The sequence below is a fragment of the Streptomyces sp. DSM 120436 genome (genome assembly GCF_055778765.1).
The window spans coordinates 1,410,582-1,430,592 of sequence record NZ_JBSKBS010000002.1; the positions used below are offsets into that span (position 1 = coordinate 1,410,582).

14 protein-coding genes and 1 riboswitch are annotated in these 20,011 nt (G+C 74.4%); of the genes, 10 read left to right on the plus strand and 4 right to left on the minus strand.

Annotated elements, in window-relative coordinates; all coding sequences use genetic code 11:
- Window positions 1-278: 278 nt before the first annotated feature.
- Entirely contained in the window at window positions 279-1,877 is a 1,599-nt protein-coding gene (locus ACWH4W_RS28495; protein ID WP_106414844.1) for an ABC-F family ATP-binding cassette domain-containing protein, read from the minus strand.
- A gap of 249 nt (window positions 1,878-2,126) precedes the next feature.
- Here ACWH4W_RS28495 and ACWH4W_RS28500 point away from each other — a divergent pair, with 249 nt between their 5' ends.
- Complete coding sequence (locus ACWH4W_RS28500) at window positions 2,127-2,540, plus strand: VOC family protein (protein ID WP_473078675.1); 414 nt, start codon at window positions 2,127-2,129, stop codon at window positions 2,538-2,540.
- A 533-nt stretch (window positions 2,541-3,073) separates the two neighbouring features.
- Here the strand turns inward: ACWH4W_RS28500 and ACWH4W_RS28505 are convergent.
- From ACWH4W_RS28505 to ACWH4W_RS28515, 3 genes are all read right to left on the minus strand, one after another.
- The gene (locus ACWH4W_RS28505) at window positions 3,074-4,501 is read right to left on the minus strand and encodes a hypothetical protein (RefSeq protein WP_473078676.1); all 1,428 of its coding nucleotides are present in this window, start codon (window positions 4,499-4,501) and stop codon (window positions 3,074-3,076) included.
- Window positions 4,502-4,702: 201 nt separating this feature from the next.
- Window positions 4,703-5,830 (minus strand): alpha/beta hydrolase, encoded by a 1,128-nt coding sequence (locus ACWH4W_RS28510; RefSeq protein WP_473078677.1) that lies wholly within the window; start codon window positions 5,828-5,830, stop codon window positions 4,703-4,705.
- A 350-nt stretch (window positions 5,831-6,180) separates the two neighbouring features.
- Window positions 6,181-6,966 carry a class II aldolase/adducin family protein gene (locus ACWH4W_RS28515; protein ID WP_473078678.1) on the minus strand — a complete coding sequence of 262 codons (786 nt, stop codon included), beginning with the start codon at window positions 6,964-6,966 and terminating at the stop codon, window positions 6,181-6,183.
- 155 nt (window positions 6,967-7,121) lie between these two features.
- On the opposite strand from ACWH4W_RS28515, the gene ACWH4W_RS28520 reads away from it, so the two are divergent.
- The 9 genes from ACWH4W_RS28520 to cobI all read left to right on the plus strand — a co-directional run bounded on the left by ACWH4W_RS28520 (window position 7,122) and on the right by cobI (window position 20,001).
- Complete coding sequence (locus tag ACWH4W_RS28520; protein ID WP_473078679.1) at window positions 7,122-8,375, plus strand: inorganic phosphate transporter; 1,254 nt, start codon at window positions 7,122-7,124, stop codon at window positions 8,373-8,375.
- Between the two features lie 31 nt (window positions 8,376-8,406).
- Entirely contained in the window at window positions 8,407-8,628 is a 222-nt protein-coding gene (locus ACWH4W_RS28525) for a hypothetical protein (protein ID WP_473078680.1), read from the plus strand.
- Between the two features lie 188 nt (window positions 8,629-8,816).
- Window positions 8,817-8,954: riboswitch (cobalamin riboswitch) on the plus strand.
- A 121-nt stretch (window positions 8,955-9,075) separates the two neighbouring features.
- A complete protein-coding gene (locus ACWH4W_RS28530; protein WP_473078681.1) occupies window positions 9,076-10,017 on the plus strand; it encodes a cobalamin biosynthesis protein in 942 nt (313 codons plus the stop codon).
- The gene (locus ACWH4W_RS28535) at window positions 10,014-11,561 is read left to right on the plus strand and encodes a cobyric acid synthase (protein WP_473078682.1); all 1,548 of its coding nucleotides are present in this window, start codon (window positions 10,014-10,016) and stop codon (window positions 11,559-11,561) included. Before ACWH4W_RS28530 ends, ACWH4W_RS28535 begins: the two co-directional genes overlap by 4 nt.
- Window positions 11,558-15,223, plus strand: a complete 3,666-nt coding sequence (cobN, locus tag ACWH4W_RS28540; RefSeq protein WP_473078683.1) for a cobaltochelatase subunit CobN — start codon at window positions 11,558-11,560, stop codon at window positions 15,221-15,223. Before ACWH4W_RS28535 ends, cobN begins: the two co-directional genes overlap by 4 nt.
- Window positions 15,220-17,208 carry a putative cobaltochelatase gene (locus ACWH4W_RS28545; protein ID WP_473078684.1) on the plus strand — a complete coding sequence of 663 codons (1,989 nt, stop codon included), beginning with the start codon at window positions 15,220-15,222 and terminating at the stop codon, window positions 17,206-17,208. The genes cobN and ACWH4W_RS28545 overlap by 4 nt, the downstream gene beginning before the upstream one ends.
- Window positions 17,208-17,816 (plus strand): cob(I)yrinic acid a,c-diamide adenosyltransferase, encoded by a 609-nt coding sequence (gene cobO, locus ACWH4W_RS28550; protein WP_473078685.1) that lies wholly within the window; start codon window positions 17,208-17,210, stop codon window positions 17,814-17,816. The genes ACWH4W_RS28545 and cobO overlap by 1 nt, the downstream gene beginning before the upstream one ends.
- The gene (locus ACWH4W_RS28555; protein ID WP_473078686.1) at window positions 17,810-19,273 is read left to right on the plus strand and encodes a cobyrinic acid a,c-diamide synthase CobB; all 1,464 of its coding nucleotides are present in this window, start codon (window positions 17,810-17,812) and stop codon (window positions 19,271-19,273) included. The genes cobO and ACWH4W_RS28555 overlap by 7 nt, the downstream gene beginning before the upstream one ends.
- A complete protein-coding gene (gene cobI / locus ACWH4W_RS28560; RefSeq protein ID WP_473078687.1) occupies window positions 19,270-20,001 on the plus strand; it encodes a precorrin-2 C(20)-methyltransferase in 732 nt (243 codons plus the stop codon). The genes ACWH4W_RS28555 and cobI overlap by 4 nt, the downstream gene beginning before the upstream one ends.
- Window positions 20,002-20,011: the final 10 nt, after the last annotated feature.

The following is a 20,011-nucleotide window of genomic DNA, read 5'->3' on the forward strand; positions in this document are numbered from 1 at the left end:
CGGGAGCGTGTCCCCACATCCGGAATGAAGGATTCCAAGCGGCGTGCGCGCGACCGCCGAACGGGTTCCTCCGGAAAACCGCAGGTCAGAAAGGTACGACGGCCGGACCCCGGTTCTCGGAGGGTCCGGCCGCGAAATCCGTGTAGGACACACCTCAGGATGAGGAGATCTCACACGATTGATGGATCACCGATGGGCCGAATGATCCATACCCAGTGGATCACGCATTCGATCACACGCGGGTGACCGCGATCGGTGACCGTGCCGTCGGGCCGCGGTCAGGCGAGCGCGACCAGATCCGCGTAGTCGGAGCCCCACAGGTCCTCGACGCCGTCCGGCAGCAGGATGATCCGCTCCGGCTGGAGCGCCTCGACGGCGCCCTCGTCGTGGGTGACGAGGACGACCGCGCCCTTGTAGGTGCGCAGCGCGCCGAGGATCTCCTCGCGGCTGGCCGGGTCGAGGTTGTTGGTGGGCTCGTCGAGCAGCAGGACGTTCGCCGAGGAGACGACGAGGGTCGCCAGGGCGAGACGGGTCTTCTCGCCGCCGGAGAGGACGCCGGCCGGCTTGTCGACGTCATCGCCGGAGAACAGGAACGAGCCGAGCACCTTGCGGACCTCCACGAGGTCCATGTCGGGCGCGGCGGAGCGCATGTTCTCCAGGACCGTGCGGTCCGGGTCGAGGGTCTCGTGCTCCTGCGCGTAGTAGCCGAGCTTGAGGCCGTGACCGGGGACGACGGCGCCCGTGTCGGGCTGCTCGACGCCCGCGAGGAGCCGCAGCAGGGTGGTCTTGCCGGCGCCGTTCAGCCCGAGGATGACGACCCGGGAGCCTTTGTCGATGGCCAGGTCGACGTCGGTGAAGATCTCCAGCGAGCCGTACGACTTCGACAGGCCCTCGGCCATCAGCGGGGTCTTGCCGCAGGGCGCGGGCTCGGGGAAGCGCAGCTTGGCGACCTTGTCGGACTGGCGCACCTCCTCCAGGCCGGCGAGCAGCCTCTCCGCGCGGCGGGCCATGTTCTGCGCGGCGACGGTCTTCGTGGCCTTGGCGCGCATCTTGTCGGCCTGGGCGTTGAGCGCGGCGGCCTTCTTCTCGGCGTTCTGCCGCTCGCGGCGGCGGCGCTTCTCGTCGGCCTCGCGCTGCTGCTGGTAGAGCTTCCAGCCCATGTTGTAGATGTCGATCGTGGCGCGGTTGGCGTCCAGGTAGAACACCTTGTTGACGACCGTCTCGACCAGGTCGACGTCGTGGGAGATGACGATGAAGCCGCCGCGGTAGGTCTTGAGGTAGTCGCGCAGCCAGACGATCGAGTCGGCGTCGAGGTGGTTGGTCGGCTCGTCCAGCAGCAGGGTGTCCGCGTCGGAGAACAGGATGCGGGCGAGCTCCACGCGGCGGCGCTGACCGCCGGAGAGGGTGTGCAGCGGCTGGCCGAGCACCCGGTCGGGGAGGTTCAGCGCGGCGGCGATGGTGGCGGCCTCGGCCTCGGCGGCGTACCCGCCCTTGGTGAGGAACTCGGTCTCCTGGCGCTCGTACTGCTTCAGCGCCTTCTCGCGCGTGGCGCCCTGGCCGTTGGCGATGCGCTGCTCGTTCTCCCGCATCTTGCGGATCAGCACGTCGAGGCCGCGGGCGGAGAGGATGCGGTCGCGGGCGAGGACGTCGAGGTCGCCGGTGCGGGGGTCCTGGGGCAGGTAGCCGACGTCGCCGGAGCGGGTGACCGTGCCGGCGGCGGGCAGGCCCTGGCCGGCGAGGACCTTGGTGAGGGTGGTCTTCCCCGCGCCGTTGCGGCCGACCAGGCCGATGCGGTCGCCCTTGGCGACGCGGAAGGTGGCGCTCTCGATGAGGACGCGGGCACCGGCGCGCAGCTCGATGCCGGAGGCGGAGATCACGGACAGACTCCAGGGCGGTCGGGGATCCCCCCGCTCGAGCGAAGCCGGGAGCGGGGGAGGGTGGCGGTGGGCGGCTGAGGGCGTTCCCGCCGTCTAATGCGCGAGGAGAATGGCCATGCGAGCCATTCTAACGGGGCGGTGCAACCGCTTTTCCCGTGCGGTTTCCTCCCTGCGGCTGTCGGTGGCCGGTGCCACACTGAGCCGTGACGAGACATCCCGGTGCACTCCGGACACGAGGAAGTGGTCACCATGGCAGGCACGGGCAGCTCGCGTCCGAGCGTCGTCCCGACGTTGTTGTACGGGGACGCGAAGGCGGCGATCCGACAGCTCACGGAGGCCCTCGGCTTCACGGAGGTGTCGGTGTACGAGGGCGAGGACGGCACGGTGATGCACGCGGAACTGGCCCAGGGCAACGGGGTGGTGATGCTGGGCTCCAAGGGGCGCGGGGGTGTGTTCGACACGGCGATGAAGGACGCGGGGCCGGCGGGGGTGTACGTCGTCGTGGACGACGTGGACGCACATCACCGGCGGGCGGTGGAGCAGGGCGTGGAGATCCTGATGCCGCCGGCCGACCAGGACTACGGGTCGCGGGACTACATGGCCCGCGATCTGGAGGGCAACATCTGGGGTTTCGGGACGTACGCGCCGGACGCGGACGCTTGATCCGGCGGGGCGGCCCCGTCGCCCCGGCCCCGCCCGCCGTTGCCCGCGTGAGCCGGTACCGGCGCGGTACGAGTGCCGGCGCGGGTGCCGCGTCGCGCGGGTGCCGTTGCGCCCACCCGTGCCGCTGGGTCCCCCAGGCCGTTCAGGCACTGGGGGGAGCACGACGGCCCGCAGCGGCCGGAGGGCTGCGTGCCGGTCCCGGACTCGGCGCCCCCATGCCCGGCTCCCGCCCATGAGGCGCCCGCGCGCGGGTCCGGGGCCCGTGCCCACGGCCCCTCGTCTCGCCGCCGCGGCTCGCGGGCACCTGAGGCGAGCCGTCGCGTGGACGGGGTCCGGCCGGCCGTGGAGCCCCGCGCAGGGGGCCGGGCCGGACGGCCGTGAAACCCGCGCAAGGAGTCAGGGCGCCACCTCGCACGCCCCCCCCAAGAACCCGCCCCGCGCAGGCCGGGCCGGACGGCCGTGAAGCCCTGCGCAAGCTGCCAGGACGCCACCTCGCGCGCGCTCCCGGGAGTCCGGGCCCCGCGCAGGCGTCGTCAGCCTCCCGTGTGGACCTGGAAGGCCGCTCTTCGGACCGCCTTGGCGAGGGCGGGGTCCGGGTGGGCGGCTGCCAGGGCCACCAGGACCTGGACGGTGCGGGGGTGGCCGACCGCGCGGACCTCGTCGAGGAGGGCCGGGACCGTCGGCTGGACCGCGGTCTCCAGGTGGCGGACCAGCAGCGGCGCCTCCCCGTGGTCGGCGACCGCGGCGGCCGTGTCCACCCACAGCCAGGTCGCCTCCTCGCGGGTGAGGACCTCGTGCGCGTCCTCGGGGTCCATCCCGTCGTGCTCGGCCAGCCACAGCAGGGCGTACGGCCGCAGCGCGGGCTCGTCGAGGGCCGCGCGCACCTCCGGCTCGGCGGGGGCGCCGACCACCCGCAGCGCCTCGAAGGCGAGGCCGCGCAGCAGGGCGTCCTCGCCGCGGGCGGCGGCGACCAGCTCGGTGACGGCGCTGCCGACCGGCCGGGCGGCGAGCCAGGCGCGGTACTCGGCGCGGGCCGCGGCCGGGCGGAGCCGCGCACACCCGCGCAGCATGTCCTCGGCGCCCTGTTCGATGTTGCCCGCGGGGCTCTGCGCGGCGACGCAGATCTGCTCCAGCTTGACCCACACCGCCCAGCTGCCGAGCGGGGTGAGGGTGGCCTGTCCGTCGCCGTAGGTCAGCGCGCCGACGGAGGCGAGGGCGCGCAGCGCCCAGTCGAGGAGCGGTTCCAGCGGGGCGTCCGCTGCGGACGGCCCGGCGGGCGCGGGGCGGGGCTCGGGGGCGACTGCGGGCGTGCCGGGCCCCGCCCCGTAGTCCACCTCGCAGCGCTCGGTGCGCAGTTCGGTGACCCGCTGCTCCAGCAGGTCGAGCAGTTGGGGCACGGGCACCGGCCCGGCGGACAGCTGGAGGAAGGACAGCACCTGCGGCATCGCCGTCACGACCTCGGCGACGGCGGCCGGCTCGTAGGTCTCGGGCTCGGGGCAGGCGAGCGACCAGGCGTCGCAGAGGGCGACCCAGCCGCGCAGCACGGCGCCGTCGTCGCGGTCCCAGGCGCGCAGCCGCCAGCCGGGGCGGGCGCTGTCGCCGTGCACCTCGATGAGGCCGGCCAGCCGGGCGGTGTCCCAGTCGGCACAGACCTGTTCGGCGGTCAGGCCGAGGGCCTCGGCGGCCCGGCGGGCGGTGGCGTCGGACAGGGTGGCCTTGCCGTCGGCGGTGGCGCTGTCCCCGCCGGGGCCGAGGGCGCGGTCGGCCCAGCGGGCCACACGGGCGGCCGCGGCCAGCACGGAGCGTGCCATTCCGGCCAGCTCGGCCGGTGCGGGCGTGCCCTCCGGAGGGCGTGGCGCGGGGCGGCGCACACGCCGCTGCTCGATCGCGGCGGGGGCGGCGGCCAGGGGGCGCGGGCGGACGAGTCGAAGCCTGGAGTCGCGCGGGATACGGGACGTCACGGGTGCAGTCTTCCTGTTGACGGTCCGAAATCCCAAACGGAATGCCGGGGGCGCCTCGGCGGCCGTCGTCCTCCGGGCTCGGACCGTGCTGTAGGGACCTGATCAGGCCACCGGTGCGACGCTAAACGGAATCCCCGCACCGCCCGCCGCGGCACCCTTCGCAGGGGGTCCGCGCGGGTGGCCGGCGCGCCGCGTGCCGGCTCACATCAGCGGCACCAGGAACCTCCGCAGCGACTCCTCGTACGCTTCCGGGTCGGCGTTCCACATCGCGGCGTGCGGGGCGCCCCTGACGGTCTGCAGGGTGACCGTGCCGGGGTGGGCGGCGGCGAGGCGGCGGGAGAACCGCCAGGGGGCCACCGTGTCGTCGGGGCCGTGGAAGATCTGCGTCGGAACGTCGATGCCGTCCAGGCGGACCGCGCCGGGCCGGTGGTCGCCGTACAGGCCGGTGCGGCCCTGGGCGGCGCGGACGGCGAGCGGCAGCAGCACGCCGGGGGTGCGGCGGGCGCAGGCGAGGGCGCGCAGGGTGGACTCCCAGTCGAGCACCGGGGAGTCCAGCAGCAGCCCGGCGACGCGCTCGCGCAGTTCCGAGCGGGCGGCGGCGCGCAGCGCCATGGTCGCGCCGGTGGAGAAGCCGTAGAGCACCACCTTGCGGGCGCCGGAGTCCACCGCGTGCCGCAGCACGGCGTCGAGATCGCGCCACTCGGTCTCGCCGAGGTGGTTGAGCCCGTCCGGGGAGCGGGGCGCCTCCGGGTCGCCCCGGTAGGCGGGGACGAGCACCGGGACATGGTTGCGGCGCAGGGCCGGGAGGACGTTGAGGACGTGTTCCCGGGTGGCGCCGAGGCCGTGCACGGCGATCACCCAGGTGTGCCGGACGCCGGGCACGAACCACGTGGGCAGCGGCCCGAGTTCGCCCGGCACGTCGAGGACGGTGTGGTCGACGTCGAGCGCGGTGCCCGGGTCGCCGACGTGCACGTTGGGGGTGAAGCGGACCCGGTCGCCGGGTTCCGGCGTGCCGTAGGTGACGCGTTCGAGGCGGCGCACGACGCTGTCGGCGGAGTTCGGGGCGCCGGGCAGCACGGGTCCCACCACCGCGTGGAAGCCGTCGCCGACGAGGCCGTGGCGGCCGGGCCGCAGGGCGGCGAGGTCGCGGGTGAGGGTGATCTGGCCGGCGGCGGTGGCGTGGACGGTGAGTACGGGCTCGGTGGGCAGGGGCCGGCCCGAGGGGACCCTCAGGGCGGCGTCGCTGGCGAACCGGCCGGCGGCCACCGCGGCGGCGCCGGCCCCTATCACGGCGGTAACGGCTGCGGCCGTCGCTGTCACAGTGCGCACGCCTCCCAGTGTCGGGTCAGGACGCGGACCCGGCCAGTGGGCGCGTCACCCGGGGGCCGGCCCGGACGCGGGCCGGCCCCCGGCCGCGTCCCCGGCCCTGCCGGGCGCGTCATCCGGCTCCCGGACGCGTTCCCCGTAGGCCGGACGCCACACCCGCGGGCCGGACTCGGCGGTCGCCGCCCGCACACGCCCCCGGCCGACGGGCATCCGCCCCTGGAGCCGCCGCACACGCCCCCGGCCGGCGGACATCCGCCCCTGGAGCCGCCGCACACGCCCCCGGCCGGCGGACATCCGCCCCCGGGGCCGCCGACGCCGCCCGTACGCCTGCGGCGCCCGGGGATTCTCTGACGTCATGTCGACTTGTCGGTTTCGCCTCCGGGCGGTTCGGGGGCCGCCCGTCCACCGGCCGGGGACTGCCCGTACCCCCTCAGCCGCTCGCCCGCCTCCGCGAGCTGTTCGGGACCGAGCAGGCTGGGGGTCATGCCCGGGACGGAGGAGGCGGTGAGCCACACCCGGCACATCCACTCGAGCTGGGCGGTGCGGTCGTACGCCTGGTCGAGGTCGGCGCCGTGGGTCAGGGTGCCGTGGTTCCGCATCAGGCAGCCGGTGCGGCCGTCGAGGGCGCGCAGGGTGTTCTCGGCGAGTTCCGGGGTGCCGTAGGCGGCGTAGCGGGCCACGCGGACGGGGCCGCCGAGGGCGGCGGCCATGTAGTGGATCGCCGGCAGTTCGTCGACGAGGGTGGAGACGGCGGTGGCGTGCACGGCGTGGGTGTGCACGACGGCACGCGCGTCGGTCGTGCGGTGGACGGCCAGATGCAGGGGCAGCTCGCTGGTGGGGACCAGCGTGCCGAGCACCTGCCGGCCCGTGAGGTCCACCCCGGTGACGTCGGCCGGGGTGAGCCGGTCGTACGGGACCCCCGAGGGCGTGACGAGGACGGTGTCGCCGACCCGTACCGAGACGTTGCCCGAGGTGCCGACGACGAGCCCGTCGGCCACGGTCCGGCGGGCGGTCCCGACGAGCTCCGCCCAGGCGCGCGCCACCTCCTCCCCCCCGCCCCCAAAGCCCTTGCCGCGCGTGCCCGTGTCGCCACGCACAGCGCCTTCCGCTTCCTGTCCGGTCCGCTGTTCTTCGGCCATGCGGAGATCCTGCCAGGAGCCCAGGCGGCTTGGGCTGTACGGCGGAGCGCCCGCCCCCTCTTACGGTCACCGTGATGCCCATTCCAGTTCATCTTCCGTTCACCCTGGTTACGTACGTTCGACCAGCCAATGACCTCGAACGATTGCCTGGGTAAATGGAAAGCTTCTCGCTGATCCTCGCGATTGTGGTGGTAACCGCACTCGCGTTCGATTTCACGAACGGTTTCCACGACACCGCGAACGCGATGGCAACGACCATTTCGACCGGTGCGATGAGGCCCAAGGCGGCAGTGGCCATGTCCGCCGTCCTCAACCTTGTGGGTGCTTTTCTCTCGGTGGAGGTCGCCAACACGATCTCCAAGGGCCTCGTCGACGAGGCCGGCATCCGTCCCGAGGTCATCTTCGCCGCGCTGGTCGGCGCGATCCTCTGGAATCTCCTCACCTGGCTGGTCGGCCTGCCGTCCAGCTCCTCCCACGCCCTCATGGGCGGTCTGATCGGCGCCACGGTCGCCTCCGCCGGCTTCGGCGCGGTGCACGGCGACGTGCTGGTCACCAAGGTCCTGATTCCCGCGATCGCCGCCCCGCTGGTGGCCGGCGTCGCCGCGTTGCTCGCGACCCGGCTCACCTACCGCATGGGCCGCAACGCCGACGACAAGGCCTCCGCGAAGGGCTACCGCGCCGGCCAGATCGCCTCCGCCGGTCTGGTCTCCCTGGCCCACGGCACCAACGACGCCCAGAAGACGATGGGCATCATCACCCTCGCCCTGGTCGCCGGCGGCACCCTCGCCCCCGACTCCGACCCGCCCATGTGGGTCATCCTCTCGGCGGGCATCGCCATCGCGCTGGGCACCTACCTCGGCGGCTGGCGCATCATCCGCACCATGGGCAAGGGCCTCACCGACCTCCAGCCGCAGCAGGGCTTCGCCGCCCAGACCAGCGCCGCGACGGTCATCCTGGCCTCCTCGCACCTCGGTTTCTCGCTCTCCACCACGCACTCCGTCTCGGGTGCCGTCATGGGCGCGGGCCTCGGCCGCAAGGGCGGCGTGGTCCGCTGGTCCACGGCCACCCGGATGTTCGTCGCCTGGGGCCTGACCCTGCCGGCCGCCGCCCTGGTCGCGGCGCTCGCCGAGTGGGTGTGCGGCTTCGGCGACTGGGGCACCGCCGTGGTGGCCGTCTTCCTGGTCGCCTCCAGCGCGGCCATCTGGAAGATCTCCCGCCGTGAGATCGTCGACCACACCAACGTCAACGACCACGACGACGCCGGCGAGGAGCCGTCCGGCGTGGTGACCCAGGCGATGGCCGCCGTGACCCCGCCCCCGGCCGGCACCGTGGCCGAGGACCTCACGGCCTCCATCCCGGCGCCGACGGCCGGCGACCCGGCGGGCCCGCCGGCCAAGACGTCCGTCTGACCGCGACCCGGCACGAAGGAAGAAGAGCACCATGAAGATCGACTGGGCGGCCCTCGGTTCCGTCTTCGGCGTCAGCCTCGTGGTCACCGTGGCCCTGGTGGCCCTGTTCACCCTCGGCATCTCCGGCATGTCCCGCCGCGAGCGGGCCGCCGCGGCGGGCCGGTCCACGGCTCTCGCGGTCACCGGCGCCTACACCTGCTTCGCCGCGTGCGCGGCGGCGGTGGGCTACGGCATCTACCTGATCATGGCCTGACGACAGGCCGCACGCGTGAGCGGGCGGGGCGGGAGCAGCGGCTCCCGCCCCGCCCGTCGCCGTGTCCGCGCCCCCGCGGGCCGGTCACGCCGTTCCCGCCGTTCCCGCCGTTCCCGCCGTTCACCCACGTGAGTCCCGCTGTGGGCCTCGGCACACTTCAGCCCCGCAGGTCAACGGCAAGTTGACGGCCCTTCCGGGGTCATGGTGGACTGCCTCCGCCAACACGGCGGCAGGAGAGGAAGCCGGTGCGAATCCGGCGCGGTCCCGCCACTGTCACCGGGGTGACCACCCCGGGAGCCAGGAACTCTCACCGCCGGTCTCGTCGAACCAGGGCGTGGACACCCTGAGTGAGGACATATCGCCATGCGCGGCTGCCTGTCGAGGTCGATCAACGACGCCCCACCCGTTTTCGGGGCCGTGCCCTCCGGATCCGTCACCGGCTGACCCATGGGTGCCGATCGCGTGTTCGCGTACGGCGCCGCCGCCGGCCTCCTCGGCGACCTGCTGCTCGGCGATCCCCGCCGTGGGCACCCGGTCGCCGCTTTCGGGCGGGCCGCGGCTGCCGTGGAACGGGTGCTGTGGCGGGACGACCGGGGCCGCGGGGCCGTGCACACCGCCGTGTGCGTCGGCGGCGCCGTCGCGCTCGGCGGCCTGGCCGCCCGCGCCGTACGCCGTTCCCCCGCCGCTTCCGTCGCCCTGACCGGCGTCGCCACCTGGGCCGTCGTCGGCGGCACCTCGCTGGCCCGGGAGGCGCGTGCCGTCGGACGGGCCCTGGAGTCCGGTGACGTCGAGGCCGCCCGGGAGCGGCTGCCGCACCTGTGCGGCCGGGACCCGCAGGCCCTGGACGCCGACGGGATCGCCCGCGCCGTGGTGGAGTCCGTCGCCGAGAACACCTCCGACGCCGTGGTGGGCGCCCTGGTGTGGGGCGCGGTCGCCGGGGTCCCGGGTCTGGTGGGCTTCCGGGCCGTCAACACCCTGGACGCGATGGTGGGGCACAAGTCGCCCCGCCACCGCCGCTACGGCTGGGCCTCCGCCCGCCTCGACGACGTCGCCGGCTGGCCGGGGGCGCGCCTGACGGCCGTGCTCGCCGCGCTGAGCGGGCCGGACCCGCGCGGGGCGGTACGGGCCTGGCGTGCGGACGCGGCCAGGCACCCCAGTCCCAACGCCGGTCCCGTCGAGGCGTCCTTCGCGGGCGCGCTCGGCGTACGGCTCGGCGGAACCCTGTCCTACGGCGGCCGGGTCGAGCACCGGCCCGTCCTCAACAGCGGCGGGCGCCCCGTCGCCGTGGCCGACATCGAGCGGGCGGTGCGCCTGTCGCGGCGGGTCGGCTGGCTCGCGCTCGCGGCCGGGGTGGCCGCGCGGCGCGTGCTGAGGGGACGTGCGACGTGAGCGGTGGCGGGCTGCTGGTCGCCGGGACGACCTCGGACGCCGGCAAGAGCGTGGTCACCGCCGGGATCTGCCGGTGGCTGGTGCGCCAAGGGGTGAAGGTCGCGCCGTTCAAGGCGCAGAACATGTCGCTGAACTCGTTCGTCACGCGCGAGGGCGCCGAGATCGGGCGGGCCCAGGCCATGCAGGCCCAGGCGTGCCGGGTGGAGCCGACGGCGCTGATGAACCCGGTGCTGCTGAAGCCGGGCGGCGAGCGGTCCAGCCAGGTGGTGCTGATGGGCCGCCCGGTCGGCGAGATGAGCGCGCGCGGCTACCACGGCGGCCGTCAGGAGAGCCTCCTCGGCACGGTCCTGGACTGCCTGGACCGGCTGCGGAGCGAGTACGACGCGGTGATCTGCGAGGGCGCCGGGAGCCCCGCGGAGATCAACCTGCGCCGCACCGACATCGTGAACATGGGCGTCGCCCGCAACGCCGGTCTGCCGGTCCTCGTCGTCGGGGACATCGACCGGGGCGGCGTCTTCGCCTCCTTCTTCGGCACGGTCGCCCTGCTCTCCCCCGAGGACCAGGAGCTGGTCGCCGGGTTCCTGGTGAACAAGTTCCGCGGGGACGTCTCGCTGCTGGAGCCGGGCCTGGAGATGCTGCGCGGCCTGACCGGGCGGCGCACCTACGGCGTGCTGCCGTTCCGGCACGGGCTCGGCATCGACGAGGAGGACGGGATGGGGGTCCCCCCGCTCGAGCGAAGCCGGGAGTGGGGGAGGACGTCGCTCAGGGGCGCCGCGCGGGAGTCCGCGGTGGCCGCGCCGGCCGGTGAGGAGGTGCTGCGGGTCGCGGTGTGCGCGGTGCCGCTGATGTCCAACTTCACCGACGTGGACGCGCTGGCCGCCGAACCGGGCGTCGTGGTGCGGTTCGTGGACCGGCCGGACGAACTCGCCGACGCGGACCTCGTGGTCGTGCCGGGCACCCGCGGGACCGTGCGGGCGCTGCGCTGGCTGCGCGAGCGCGGGCTGGCCGACGCCCTGGTGCGGCGGGCCGCCGAGGGCCGGCCGCTGCTGGGCGTCTGCGGCGGCTTCCAGCTCCTCGGCGAGCGCATCGAGGACGACGTGGAGAGCCGCGCGGGCCGCGTGGACGGGCTCGGCGTGCTGCCCGTACGGGTGCGGTTCGCCCGCGAGAAGACCCTGGCCCGCCCGGTCGGCGAGGCCCTCGGCGAGCGCGTCGAGGGGTACGAGATCCATCACGGGGTCGCCGACGTACGGGGCGGCGAAGCCTTCCTGGACGGCTGCCGGGTGGGCGGCACGTGGGGCACGCACTGGCACGGCGCGCTGGAGTCGGACGGGTTCCGGCGGGCGTTCCTGCGCGCGGTGGCCGACCGCGCGGGACGCCGCTTCGTGCCGGCCCCCGACACCTCTTTCGCCGCGCTGCGCGAGGAGCAGCTCGACCGGCTCGGCGACCTGATCGAACAGCACGCGGACACGGACGCGCTGTGGCGGCTCATCGAGTCCGGCGCGCCACGAGGACTGCCCTTCATTCCACCGGGAGCGCCCGCATGAGCACTGTGTTGTTGTTGTCGACCGCCGACACGGACCTGCTGGCGGCCCGGGCCTCCGGCGCCGGCTACCGCATCGGCAACCCCACCCGCGTGGACGTCGCGGAGGAGCTGCCCGCGCTGCTCGACGGCGCCGACCTCGCCGTGGTGCGGCTGCTGGGCGGAAAGCGCGCCTGGGAGGACGGGCTGGCCGCACTCAGGGCGTCCGGGATCCCCACGGTGCTGCTCGGCGGGGAGGCCGTGCCGGACGCGGAGCTGATGGCCGAGTCCAGCGTCCCGGCGGGCGTGGTGGCCGAGGCGCTGCGGTACCTCGTGGAGGGCGGCCCGGAGAACCTGGCCGAGCTGGCGCGCTTCCTGTCGGACACGGTGCTGCTGACCGGCGAGGGCTTCGAACAGCCGCGCAGGATGCCGGAGTTCGGGGTGCGCGGGGAGCGTCCCGTCGTGCCGGGCCGTCCGACGGTCGGCGTGCTCTTCTACCGTGCCCACGAACTCAGCGGCAACACCGCGTTCGTGGACACCCTGTGCGACGCGATCGAGGCGCGCGGCGCCAACGCGCTGCCCGTGTACTGCGGTTCGCTGCGCGACGCCGACGCGGAGCTGTACGAGCTGCTGGGGCGGGCGGACGCGCTGGTCGCCACCGTGCTCGCGGCCGGCGGCACGCACGCCTCGCAGGCGTCGGCGGGCGGCGAGGAGGAGGCCTGGGACGTCGGCGCGCTCGCCGAGCTGAACGTCCCGGTGCTGCAGGGGCTGTGCCTGACGTCCTCGCGGGCGGCCTGGGAGGAGTCCGACGCCGCCCTCTCCCCCATGGACGCGGCCATGCAGGTCGCCATCCCCGAGTTCGACGGCCGGCTGATCACGGTCCCGTTCTCCTTCAAGGAGCAGGGCCCGGACGACGTGCCGGTGTACGTCGCCGACCCCGAGCGGGCGGCGCGGGTCGCCGGGATCGCCGTGCGGCACGCGGCCCTCCGGCACAAGCCGAACGCGCGGAAGAAGGTGGCGCTGGTCTTCACCGCGTACCCGACGAAGCACTCGCGCGTCGGCAACGCGGTGGGGCTGGACACGCCCGCGTCGGCGGTGCGCGTGCTGGACGCGCTGCGGGACGCCGGGTACGCGGTCGAGGGGCACCCGGCCGAGGGCGACGAGCTGATCCACCGGCTGATCGAGGCGGGCGGGCACGACGTCGAGTGGCTGACGGAGGACCAGCTGGCCGCCGCGCCCGCGCGGGTGCCGCTGGCCGACTACCGGGCGTGGTTCGAGACGCTCGACCCGGGGCTGCGGGAGGCGATGACCGAGGCGTGGGGCGAGCCGCCGGGCTCGCTGTACGTCGACGGGGACGACATCGTGCTGGCGTCGCTCCGGTTCGGGAACGTCGTGGTGATGATCCAGCCGCCGCGCGGCTTCGGGGAGAACCCGATCGCGATCTACCACGACCCGGACATGCCGCCGTCCCACCACTACCTGGCCGCCTACCGCTGGCTGGAGAACGGTTTCGGCGCCGACGCGATCGTCCACATGGGCAAGCACGGCACGATGGAGTGGCTGCCCGGCAAGGGCCTCGGGCTGAGCGCCGGGTGCGCGCCGGACGCGGTGCTGGGCGACCTGCCGCTGGTCTACCCGTTCATCGTCAACGACCCCGGCGAGGGCACCCAGGCCAAGCGGCGCGGGCACGCCACGGTCGTCGACCACCTGGTCCCGCCGATGGCCCGCGCCGACACCTACGGCGACCTCGCCAAGCTGGAGCAGCTCCTGGACGAGTACGCGCTGGTCTCCGACCTGGACCCGGCGAAGGCGCCGGCGGTGCGCGCGCAGATCTGGACGCTGGTGAAGGCCGCCGAGCTGCACCACGACCTGCACGTGGACGACCAGCCGGACGACGACGCATTCGACGAGTTCGTCATGCACATCGACGGCTACCTGTGCGAGATCAAGGACGTGCAGATCCGCGACGGGCTGCACATCCTGGGCGGCGGTCCGGCCGGCGGACCGCGGGTGAACCTGGTGCTGGCGGTGCTGCGCGCCTCGCAGGTGTGGGGCGGGCGGGCCAACGCCCTGCCCGGACTGCGGGCCTGCCTCGCCGGGCACTTCGGGCTGGTGGAGAAGGAGCTGCTGGCCGAGCCGGGCGCGCCGGTGAAGGCGCCGGTGGAGCTGACCGACCTGGTCGAGGGTCCGTCCCGTACGGCCGCCGACGCGATCGACCTGCTGGAACAGCTGTGCCGGCGGCTCGCGGAGGGCATGGAGGAGCGGGGGTGGGCGGCCGAGGCCGTGCCCGCGCTGGTGCGGGAGGCGCTGGGCACGGAACTCCCGGACGCGGTGGCCGTGCTGCGGTTCGCGTGCGAGGAGGTCGTGCCCCGCCTCGAGCGGACGACGGACGAGATCGGACACATCCTGCGCGCGCTGGACGGCGGGTACGTCCCGGCGGGCCCGTCCGGCTCCCCCACGCGCGGACTGGTCAACGTCCTGCCGACGGGCCGGAACTTCTACTCGGTCGACCCCAAGGCGATTCCCTCACGGCTGAGTTGGGAGGTCGGACAGTCGCTGGCGGACTCGCTGGTACGGCGCTACCTGGAGGACACGGGCGCGTACCCGAGGTCGGTGGGCCTGACCGTGTGGGGCACGTCCGCGATGCGCACCCAGGGCGACGACATCGCCGAGATCCTGGCGCTGCTGGGGTGCCGCCCGGTGTGGGACGACGCGTCACGCCGCGTGACCGGCTTCGAGGTCGTTCCGCTGGAGGAACTGGGCCGGCCCCGCATCGACGTCACCGTCCGCATCTCCGGCTTCTTCCGGGACGCGTTCCCCCACGTGGTCGGCCTGATCGACGACGCGGTGCGGGCGGTGGCCGAGTTGGACGAGCCGGCCGAGTCGAACTACGTGCGTGCGCACGTGGAGGAGGACGCCGCCGAGCACGGTGACCGGCGGCGGGCCACCGCACGCGTCTTCGGCTCCAAGCCGGGGGCGTACGGGGCGGGGCTGCTGCCGCTGATCGACGCCCGGAACTGGCGCTCCGACGCGGACCTCGCCGAGGTGTACGCGGTCTGGGGCGGCTACGCCTACGGGCGCGGGCTCGACGGGCGGGCGGCGCGCGGCGACATGGAGACGGCGTTCCGGCGGATCGCGGTGGCGGCGAAGAACGTCGACACCCGCGAGCACGATCTCGTCGACGCGGACGACTACTTCCAGTACCACGGCGGCATGGTCGCCATGGTGCGGCACCTGACGGGCGCGAGCCCGGAGGCGTACGTCGGCGACTCGGCGACCCCGGACCAGGTGAAGACGCGCACGCTGGGCGAGGAGACGCACCGGGTGTTCCGGGCGCGGGTGGTGAATCCGCGCTGGATGGCCGCGATGCGCCGGCACGGCTACAAGGGCGCTTTCGAGATGGCGGCGACCGTGGACTACCTGTTCGGGTACGACGCCACGGCCGGGGTCGTGGACGACTGGATGTACGAGAAGCTCAGCGCGGAGTACGTGTTCTCGCCGGAGAACCGGGACTTCATGAAGAAGTCCAACCCCTGGGCGCTGCGCGGCATCACGGAACGGCTGCTGGAGGCGGCGGACCGCGGGCTGTGGGCGGAGCCGGACGCCGACACGCTGGAGCGGCTGCGCGCCACCTACCTGGAACTCGAGGGCGACCTCGAAGGCGACTCGGAGGGCGACGACCAGTGACCACCCCCTTTCCTTTCACGGCCGTCGTCGGCCAGGACGACCTGCGGCTCGCGCTGCTGCTGAACGCGGTGTCGCCGTCGGTCGGCGGTGTGCTGGTGCGCGGCGAGAAGGGCACCGCGAAGTCCACCGCCGTACGCGCGCTCACGGCGCTGCTGCCGGAGGTCGCCGTGGTGCCGGGCTGCCGCTTCTCCTGCGATCCGGCCTCACCCGACCCCGCGTGCCCGGACGGGCCGCACGAGGCGGGCGAGGGCACCGCACGGCCCGCGCGCATGGTGGAGCTGCCCGTCGGTGCTTCCGAGGACCGGCTCGTGGGTGCGCTGGACATCGAGCGGGCCCTGGCAGAGGGGGTGAAGGCGTTCGAACCCGGTCTGCTGGCCGCCGCGCACCGGGGCATTCTGTACGTGGACGAGGTGAACCTTCTCCATGACCACCTCGTCGACCTGCTGCTGGACGCGGCGGCGATGGGCGCCTCGTACGTGGAACGGGAGGGCGTGTCCGTGCGGCACGCGGCGCGGTTCCTGCTGGTCGGGACCATGAACCCGGAGGAAGGGGAACTCAGGCCACAACTCCTCGACCGGTTCGGGCTGACCGTCGAGGTCGCGGCCTCCCGGGAGCCGGACCAGCGGGTCGAGGTGGTCCGGCGGCGGCTGGCGTACGAGGACGATCCGGCCGCCTTCGCCGCACACTGGGCCGACGAGGAGGCCGCCGTACGGCAGCGGATCGTCGCGGCGCGGGAGGTGCTGCCGTCGGTGCGGCTGGGCGACGGGGCGCTGCGGCAGATCGCGGCGACCTGTGCCGCCTTCGAGGTGGACGGCATGCGGGCCGACATCGTGATGGCGCGGACCGCGACCGCGCTGGCGGCCTGGGCCGGGCGGACGGACGTGCTCGCGGAGGACGTGCGGCAGGCCGCGCTGCTCGCGCTGCCGCACCGTCGGCGGCGCAACCCCTTCGACGCGCCGGGGCTGGACGAGGACAAGCTCGACGAAACGCTGGAGGAGTTCTCCGGGGACGACGGTCCGGACCCGGACGGGGACGGCGGCGGCCCCGGTGGGGGTGGTGGGCAGCCGGAGCCGGACGAGGGGCCGGCGGGCGACGGCGCCGACGCCGCCCGGTCCGAGGCGGGTGAGGGTGGGCCTGCGCCCGGTGGGGCCGGGGAGCAGTCCCCCGTGCGGGCGGCGGAGCCCTTTCGCACCAAGGTGCTGAGCGTCCCCGGCATCGGCGAGGGGACCGCCGGGCGGCGGTCGCGGGCCCGGACCGAGCACGGGCGGACGACGGGCGCGCGCCGGCCGGAGGGTCCGCTGACCAAGCTGCATCTCGCGGCGACCGTCCAGGCGGCGGCTCCGCACCAGCGGGCGCGGGGGCGCTCGGGGCGCGGTCTCGTCGTGCGCCGGGACGATCTGCGGCAGGCGGCCAGGGAGGGCCGCGAGGGCAACCTCGTGCTGTTCGTCGTGGACGCCTCCGGCTCCATGGCCGCGCGGCAGCGGATGAGCGCCGTGAAGGGCGCCGTGCTGTCGCTGCTGCTCGACGCCTATCAGCGGCGGGACAAGGTGGGCCTGGTGACCTTCCGGGGGACGTCCGCCGATGTCGCGCTGCCTCCGACCTCGTCGGTGGACGCGGCGGCGGCCCGGCTGGAGTCGCTGCCGACCGGGGGGCGCACCCCGCTGGCGGCGGGGCTGCTCAAGGCGCACGACGTGCTGCGCGTGGAGCGGCTGCGGGACCCCGCGCGGCGGGCGCTGGTCGTGGTGGTGACGGACGGGCGGGCGACCGGTGGGCCTGAGCCTGTCGCGCTGGCGTCGCGTGCGGCGCGGCTGTTCGCGGCGGAGGGCACCGCCTCCGTGGTCGTGGACTGCGAGTCGGGGCCGGTGCGGCTGGGGCTGGCCGGGCGGCTCGCCGGTGAGCTGGGCGGGACCGCCGTGACGCTGGACGAGCTGCGGGCCGACTCGATCGCCGGACTGGTGAAGGACGTGCAGAGGAGGGCCGCGTAATGCCCAAGGGGCAGCCGAGTGTTGTGCCGGATGACGGCTTGACGACCCGTCAGCGCCGTAATCGGCCGCTGGTGGTGGTGCACACGGGCGTCGGCAAGGGCAAGTCGACGGCCGCGTTCGGGCTGGCGTTGCGCGCCTGGAACCAGGGATGGCCGATCGGGGTGTTCCAGTTCGTCAAGTCGGCGAAGTGGAAGGTCGGCGAGGAGCGGGCGCTGCGGGTGCTCGGGGACTCCGGTGAGGGCGGGTCCGTCGCCTGGCACAAGATGGGCGAGGGCTGGTCCTGGGTGCAGCGCGAACTGCAGGGCGACAACGTCAGCAACGAGGAGAAGGCCCGCGAGGGCTGGGAGCAGGTCAAGCGGGACCTGGCCGCCGAGACGTACAAGCTGTACGTGCTGGACGAGTTCGCCTACCCGATGCACTGGGGGTGGGTGGACACCGCCGAGGTGGTGTCCGTGCTGCGGGAGCGGCCGGGGACGCAGCACGTGGTGATCACGGGGCGTAACGCGCCGGCGGAGCTGGTCGGTTTCGCGGATCTGGTGACCGACATGTCCAAGGTGAAGCATCCGATGGACGTCGGGCAGAAGGGGCAGAGGGGAATCGAGTGGTGACGGGAACTGCCGTCGGCTCCGTTCCCCGGCTGGTCATTGCCGCGCCCGCGTCGGGGAGTGGGAAGACCACCGTCGCCACGGGGCTGATGGCCGCGTTGTCCGCGCGCGGGATGGCCGTCTCGCCGCACAAGGTGGGGCCCGACTACATCGATCCCGGGTATCACGCGCTCGCCACGGGGCGGGTGGGGCGGAACCTCGACGCGTACCTGTGCGGGGCCGAGCTGGTGGCTCCGTTGTTCGCGCACGGCGCGCGGGGGTGTGACATCGCCGTCGTCGAGGGCGTGATGGGGCTGTTCGACGGGGCCGCCGGGGAGGGGGAACTGGCGTCCACCGCGCAGGTGGCGAAGTTGCTGCGGGCGCCGGTGGTGCTGGTGGTCGACGCGTCGGCGCAGGCTCGGTCGGTGGCGGCGTTGGTGCACGGGTTCGTGAGCTTCGATCCTGAGGTGCGGGTCGGGGGCGTGATCCTCAACAAGGTGGGGTCCGAGCGGCATGAGGTGCTGCTGCGGGAGGCCTTGGAGGCTGTCGGGGTCCCTGTGATGGGGGTGTTGCGGCGGGGTGCGGGGGTGGAGACTCCGTCTCGGCACCTGGGGCTCGTGCCTGTGGCTGAGCGGGCCGACATGGCTGTCGAGGCCGTCCGGGCGATGGGGGCGGTGGTTGCCGACGGGTGTGATCTGGCGGGGCTGGTCGCGCTGGCTCGCGGTGCGGGGCCCTTGGCGGGTGCGGCTTGGGATGCGGGCGACGCCCTGGCTTCCCCGCCCCCGCCTCCCCTTCCCTCCCCGGCCCCGGGGGCTGCGCCCCCGGACCCCCCTGCCGGCCCTGGCGGGTCCCGTCCTCAGACGCCGGACGGGCTGAGGGCGCCGGTCGTCGCCGTTGCCGGTGGGGCCGCCTTCACCTTCTCCTATGCCGAGCACGCCGAACTGCTGGCCGCCGCCGGGGCGGACGTCGTCACCTTCGACCCCCTGCGCGACGAGGAACTGCCCGAGGGGGCCTCCGGGGTCGTCATCGGTGGGGGCTTCCCCGAGGTGTACGCCTCCGAGCTGTCCGCCAACGAAGCCCTGCGGAAGCAGATCGCCGAACGTGCCGCGAGCGGCGCGCCCGTCGCCGCCGAGTGCGCCGGGCTGCTGTATCTGTGCCGGGAGTTGGACGGGATGCCCATGTGCGGCGTGCTGGACGCCTCCGCTCGGATGTCGGAGCGGTTGACGCTCGGGTACCGGGATGCCGTCGCCGTCAGCGACAGCGTGCTGGCGGCGGCCGGGACGCGGATGCGGGGGCACGAGTTTCATCGGACGGTCGTCGAGCCGGGGGCCGGGGCTTCTCCCGCGTGGGGGCTGCGCACGCCTGAGCGGCGGGTCGAAGGATTCGTCGGGAAAAGCGTGCACGCCAGTTATCTGCACATCCACTGGGCGTCGGCGCCCGGTGTCGCCCTTCGGTTCGTGGAGAGGTGCCGGACGTCATGAGCAGCAGGCTGATCGGGGTGGGCGTCGGGCCCGGGGACCCGGAGCTGGTGACCGTGAAGGGGGTCAACGCGCTGCGGGCCGCCGATGTCGTCGTCGTGCCCGTGATGGACACGGGTGAGCGCGGGCGGGCCGAGGCGACCGTGCTGCACCACGTGCCCGCCGAGAAGGTCGTCCGGGTGGTGTTCGCGCTGAACGAGCGGACCGACCGGGCGCGCCGCGAGGCCGCCTGGGACGCGGCCGGTGAGCGGGTCGCCGGGCTGTTGCGGGAGCGGGGGTGCGTGGCGTTCGCGACGATCGGCGACCCCAACGTCTATTCGACCTTCACTTATCTCGCGCAGACCGTCGCCGGGCTGGTGCCGGGAGTGGTCGTGGAGACCGTGCCCGGGATCACCGCCATGCAGGATCTCGCGGCCCGGTCGGGGGCCGTGCTGACGGAGGGGACCGAGCCGCTCACCCTGGTGCCGGTGACCGCCGGGGCGTCCGTGCTGAAGGAGGCGCTGGCCGGGCCCGGCACCGTCGTCGCGTACAAGTTCGGGCGGCAGGCCGGTGAGGTCGCCGACGCGCTGCGGGAGACCGGGCGGCTCGACGACGCGGTGTGGGGGTCGGCGCTGGGGCTCCCGGAGGAGTCGGTGCGGCCGGCGGCGGAGCTGGACGGGCGGCCGCTGCCGTATCTGTCGACGCTCATCGCGCCGCCCCGGCGCGGGGACGGGCGGGGCGGCAAGCTGTGAGCCGGGCGGA

Coding starts and splice junctions, on each gene's coding strand:
- ACWH4W_RS28500 (WP_473078675.1), top strand. CDS start 2,127: ATGGCAGGCACGGGCAGCTCGCGTCCGAGCGTCGTCCCGACGTTGTTG.
- ACWH4W_RS28515 (WP_473078678.1), bottom strand. CDS start 6,966: ATGGCCGAAGAACAGCGGACCGGACAGGAAGCGGAAGGCGCTGTGCGT.
- ACWH4W_RS28520 (WP_473078679.1), top strand. CDS start 7,122: ATGGAAAGCTTCTCGCTGATCCTCGCGATTGTGGTGGTAACCGCACTC.
- ACWH4W_RS28525 (WP_473078680.1), top strand. CDS start 8,407: ATGAAGATCGACTGGGCGGCCCTCGGTTCCGTCTTCGGCGTCAGCCTC.
- ACWH4W_RS28530 (WP_473078681.1), top strand. CDS start 9,076: ATGGGTGCCGATCGCGTGTTCGCGTACGGCGCCGCCGCCGGCCTCCTC.
- cobN (WP_473078683.1), top strand. CDS start 11,558: ATGAGCACTGTGTTGTTGTTGTCGACCGCCGACACGGACCTGCTGGCG.
- cobO (WP_473078685.1), top strand. CDS start 17,208: ATGCCCAAGGGGCAGCCGAGTGTTGTGCCGGATGACGGCTTGACGACC.
- cobI (WP_473078687.1), top strand. CDS start 19,270: ATGAGCAGCAGGCTGATCGGGGTGGGCGTCGGGCCCGGGGACCCGGAG.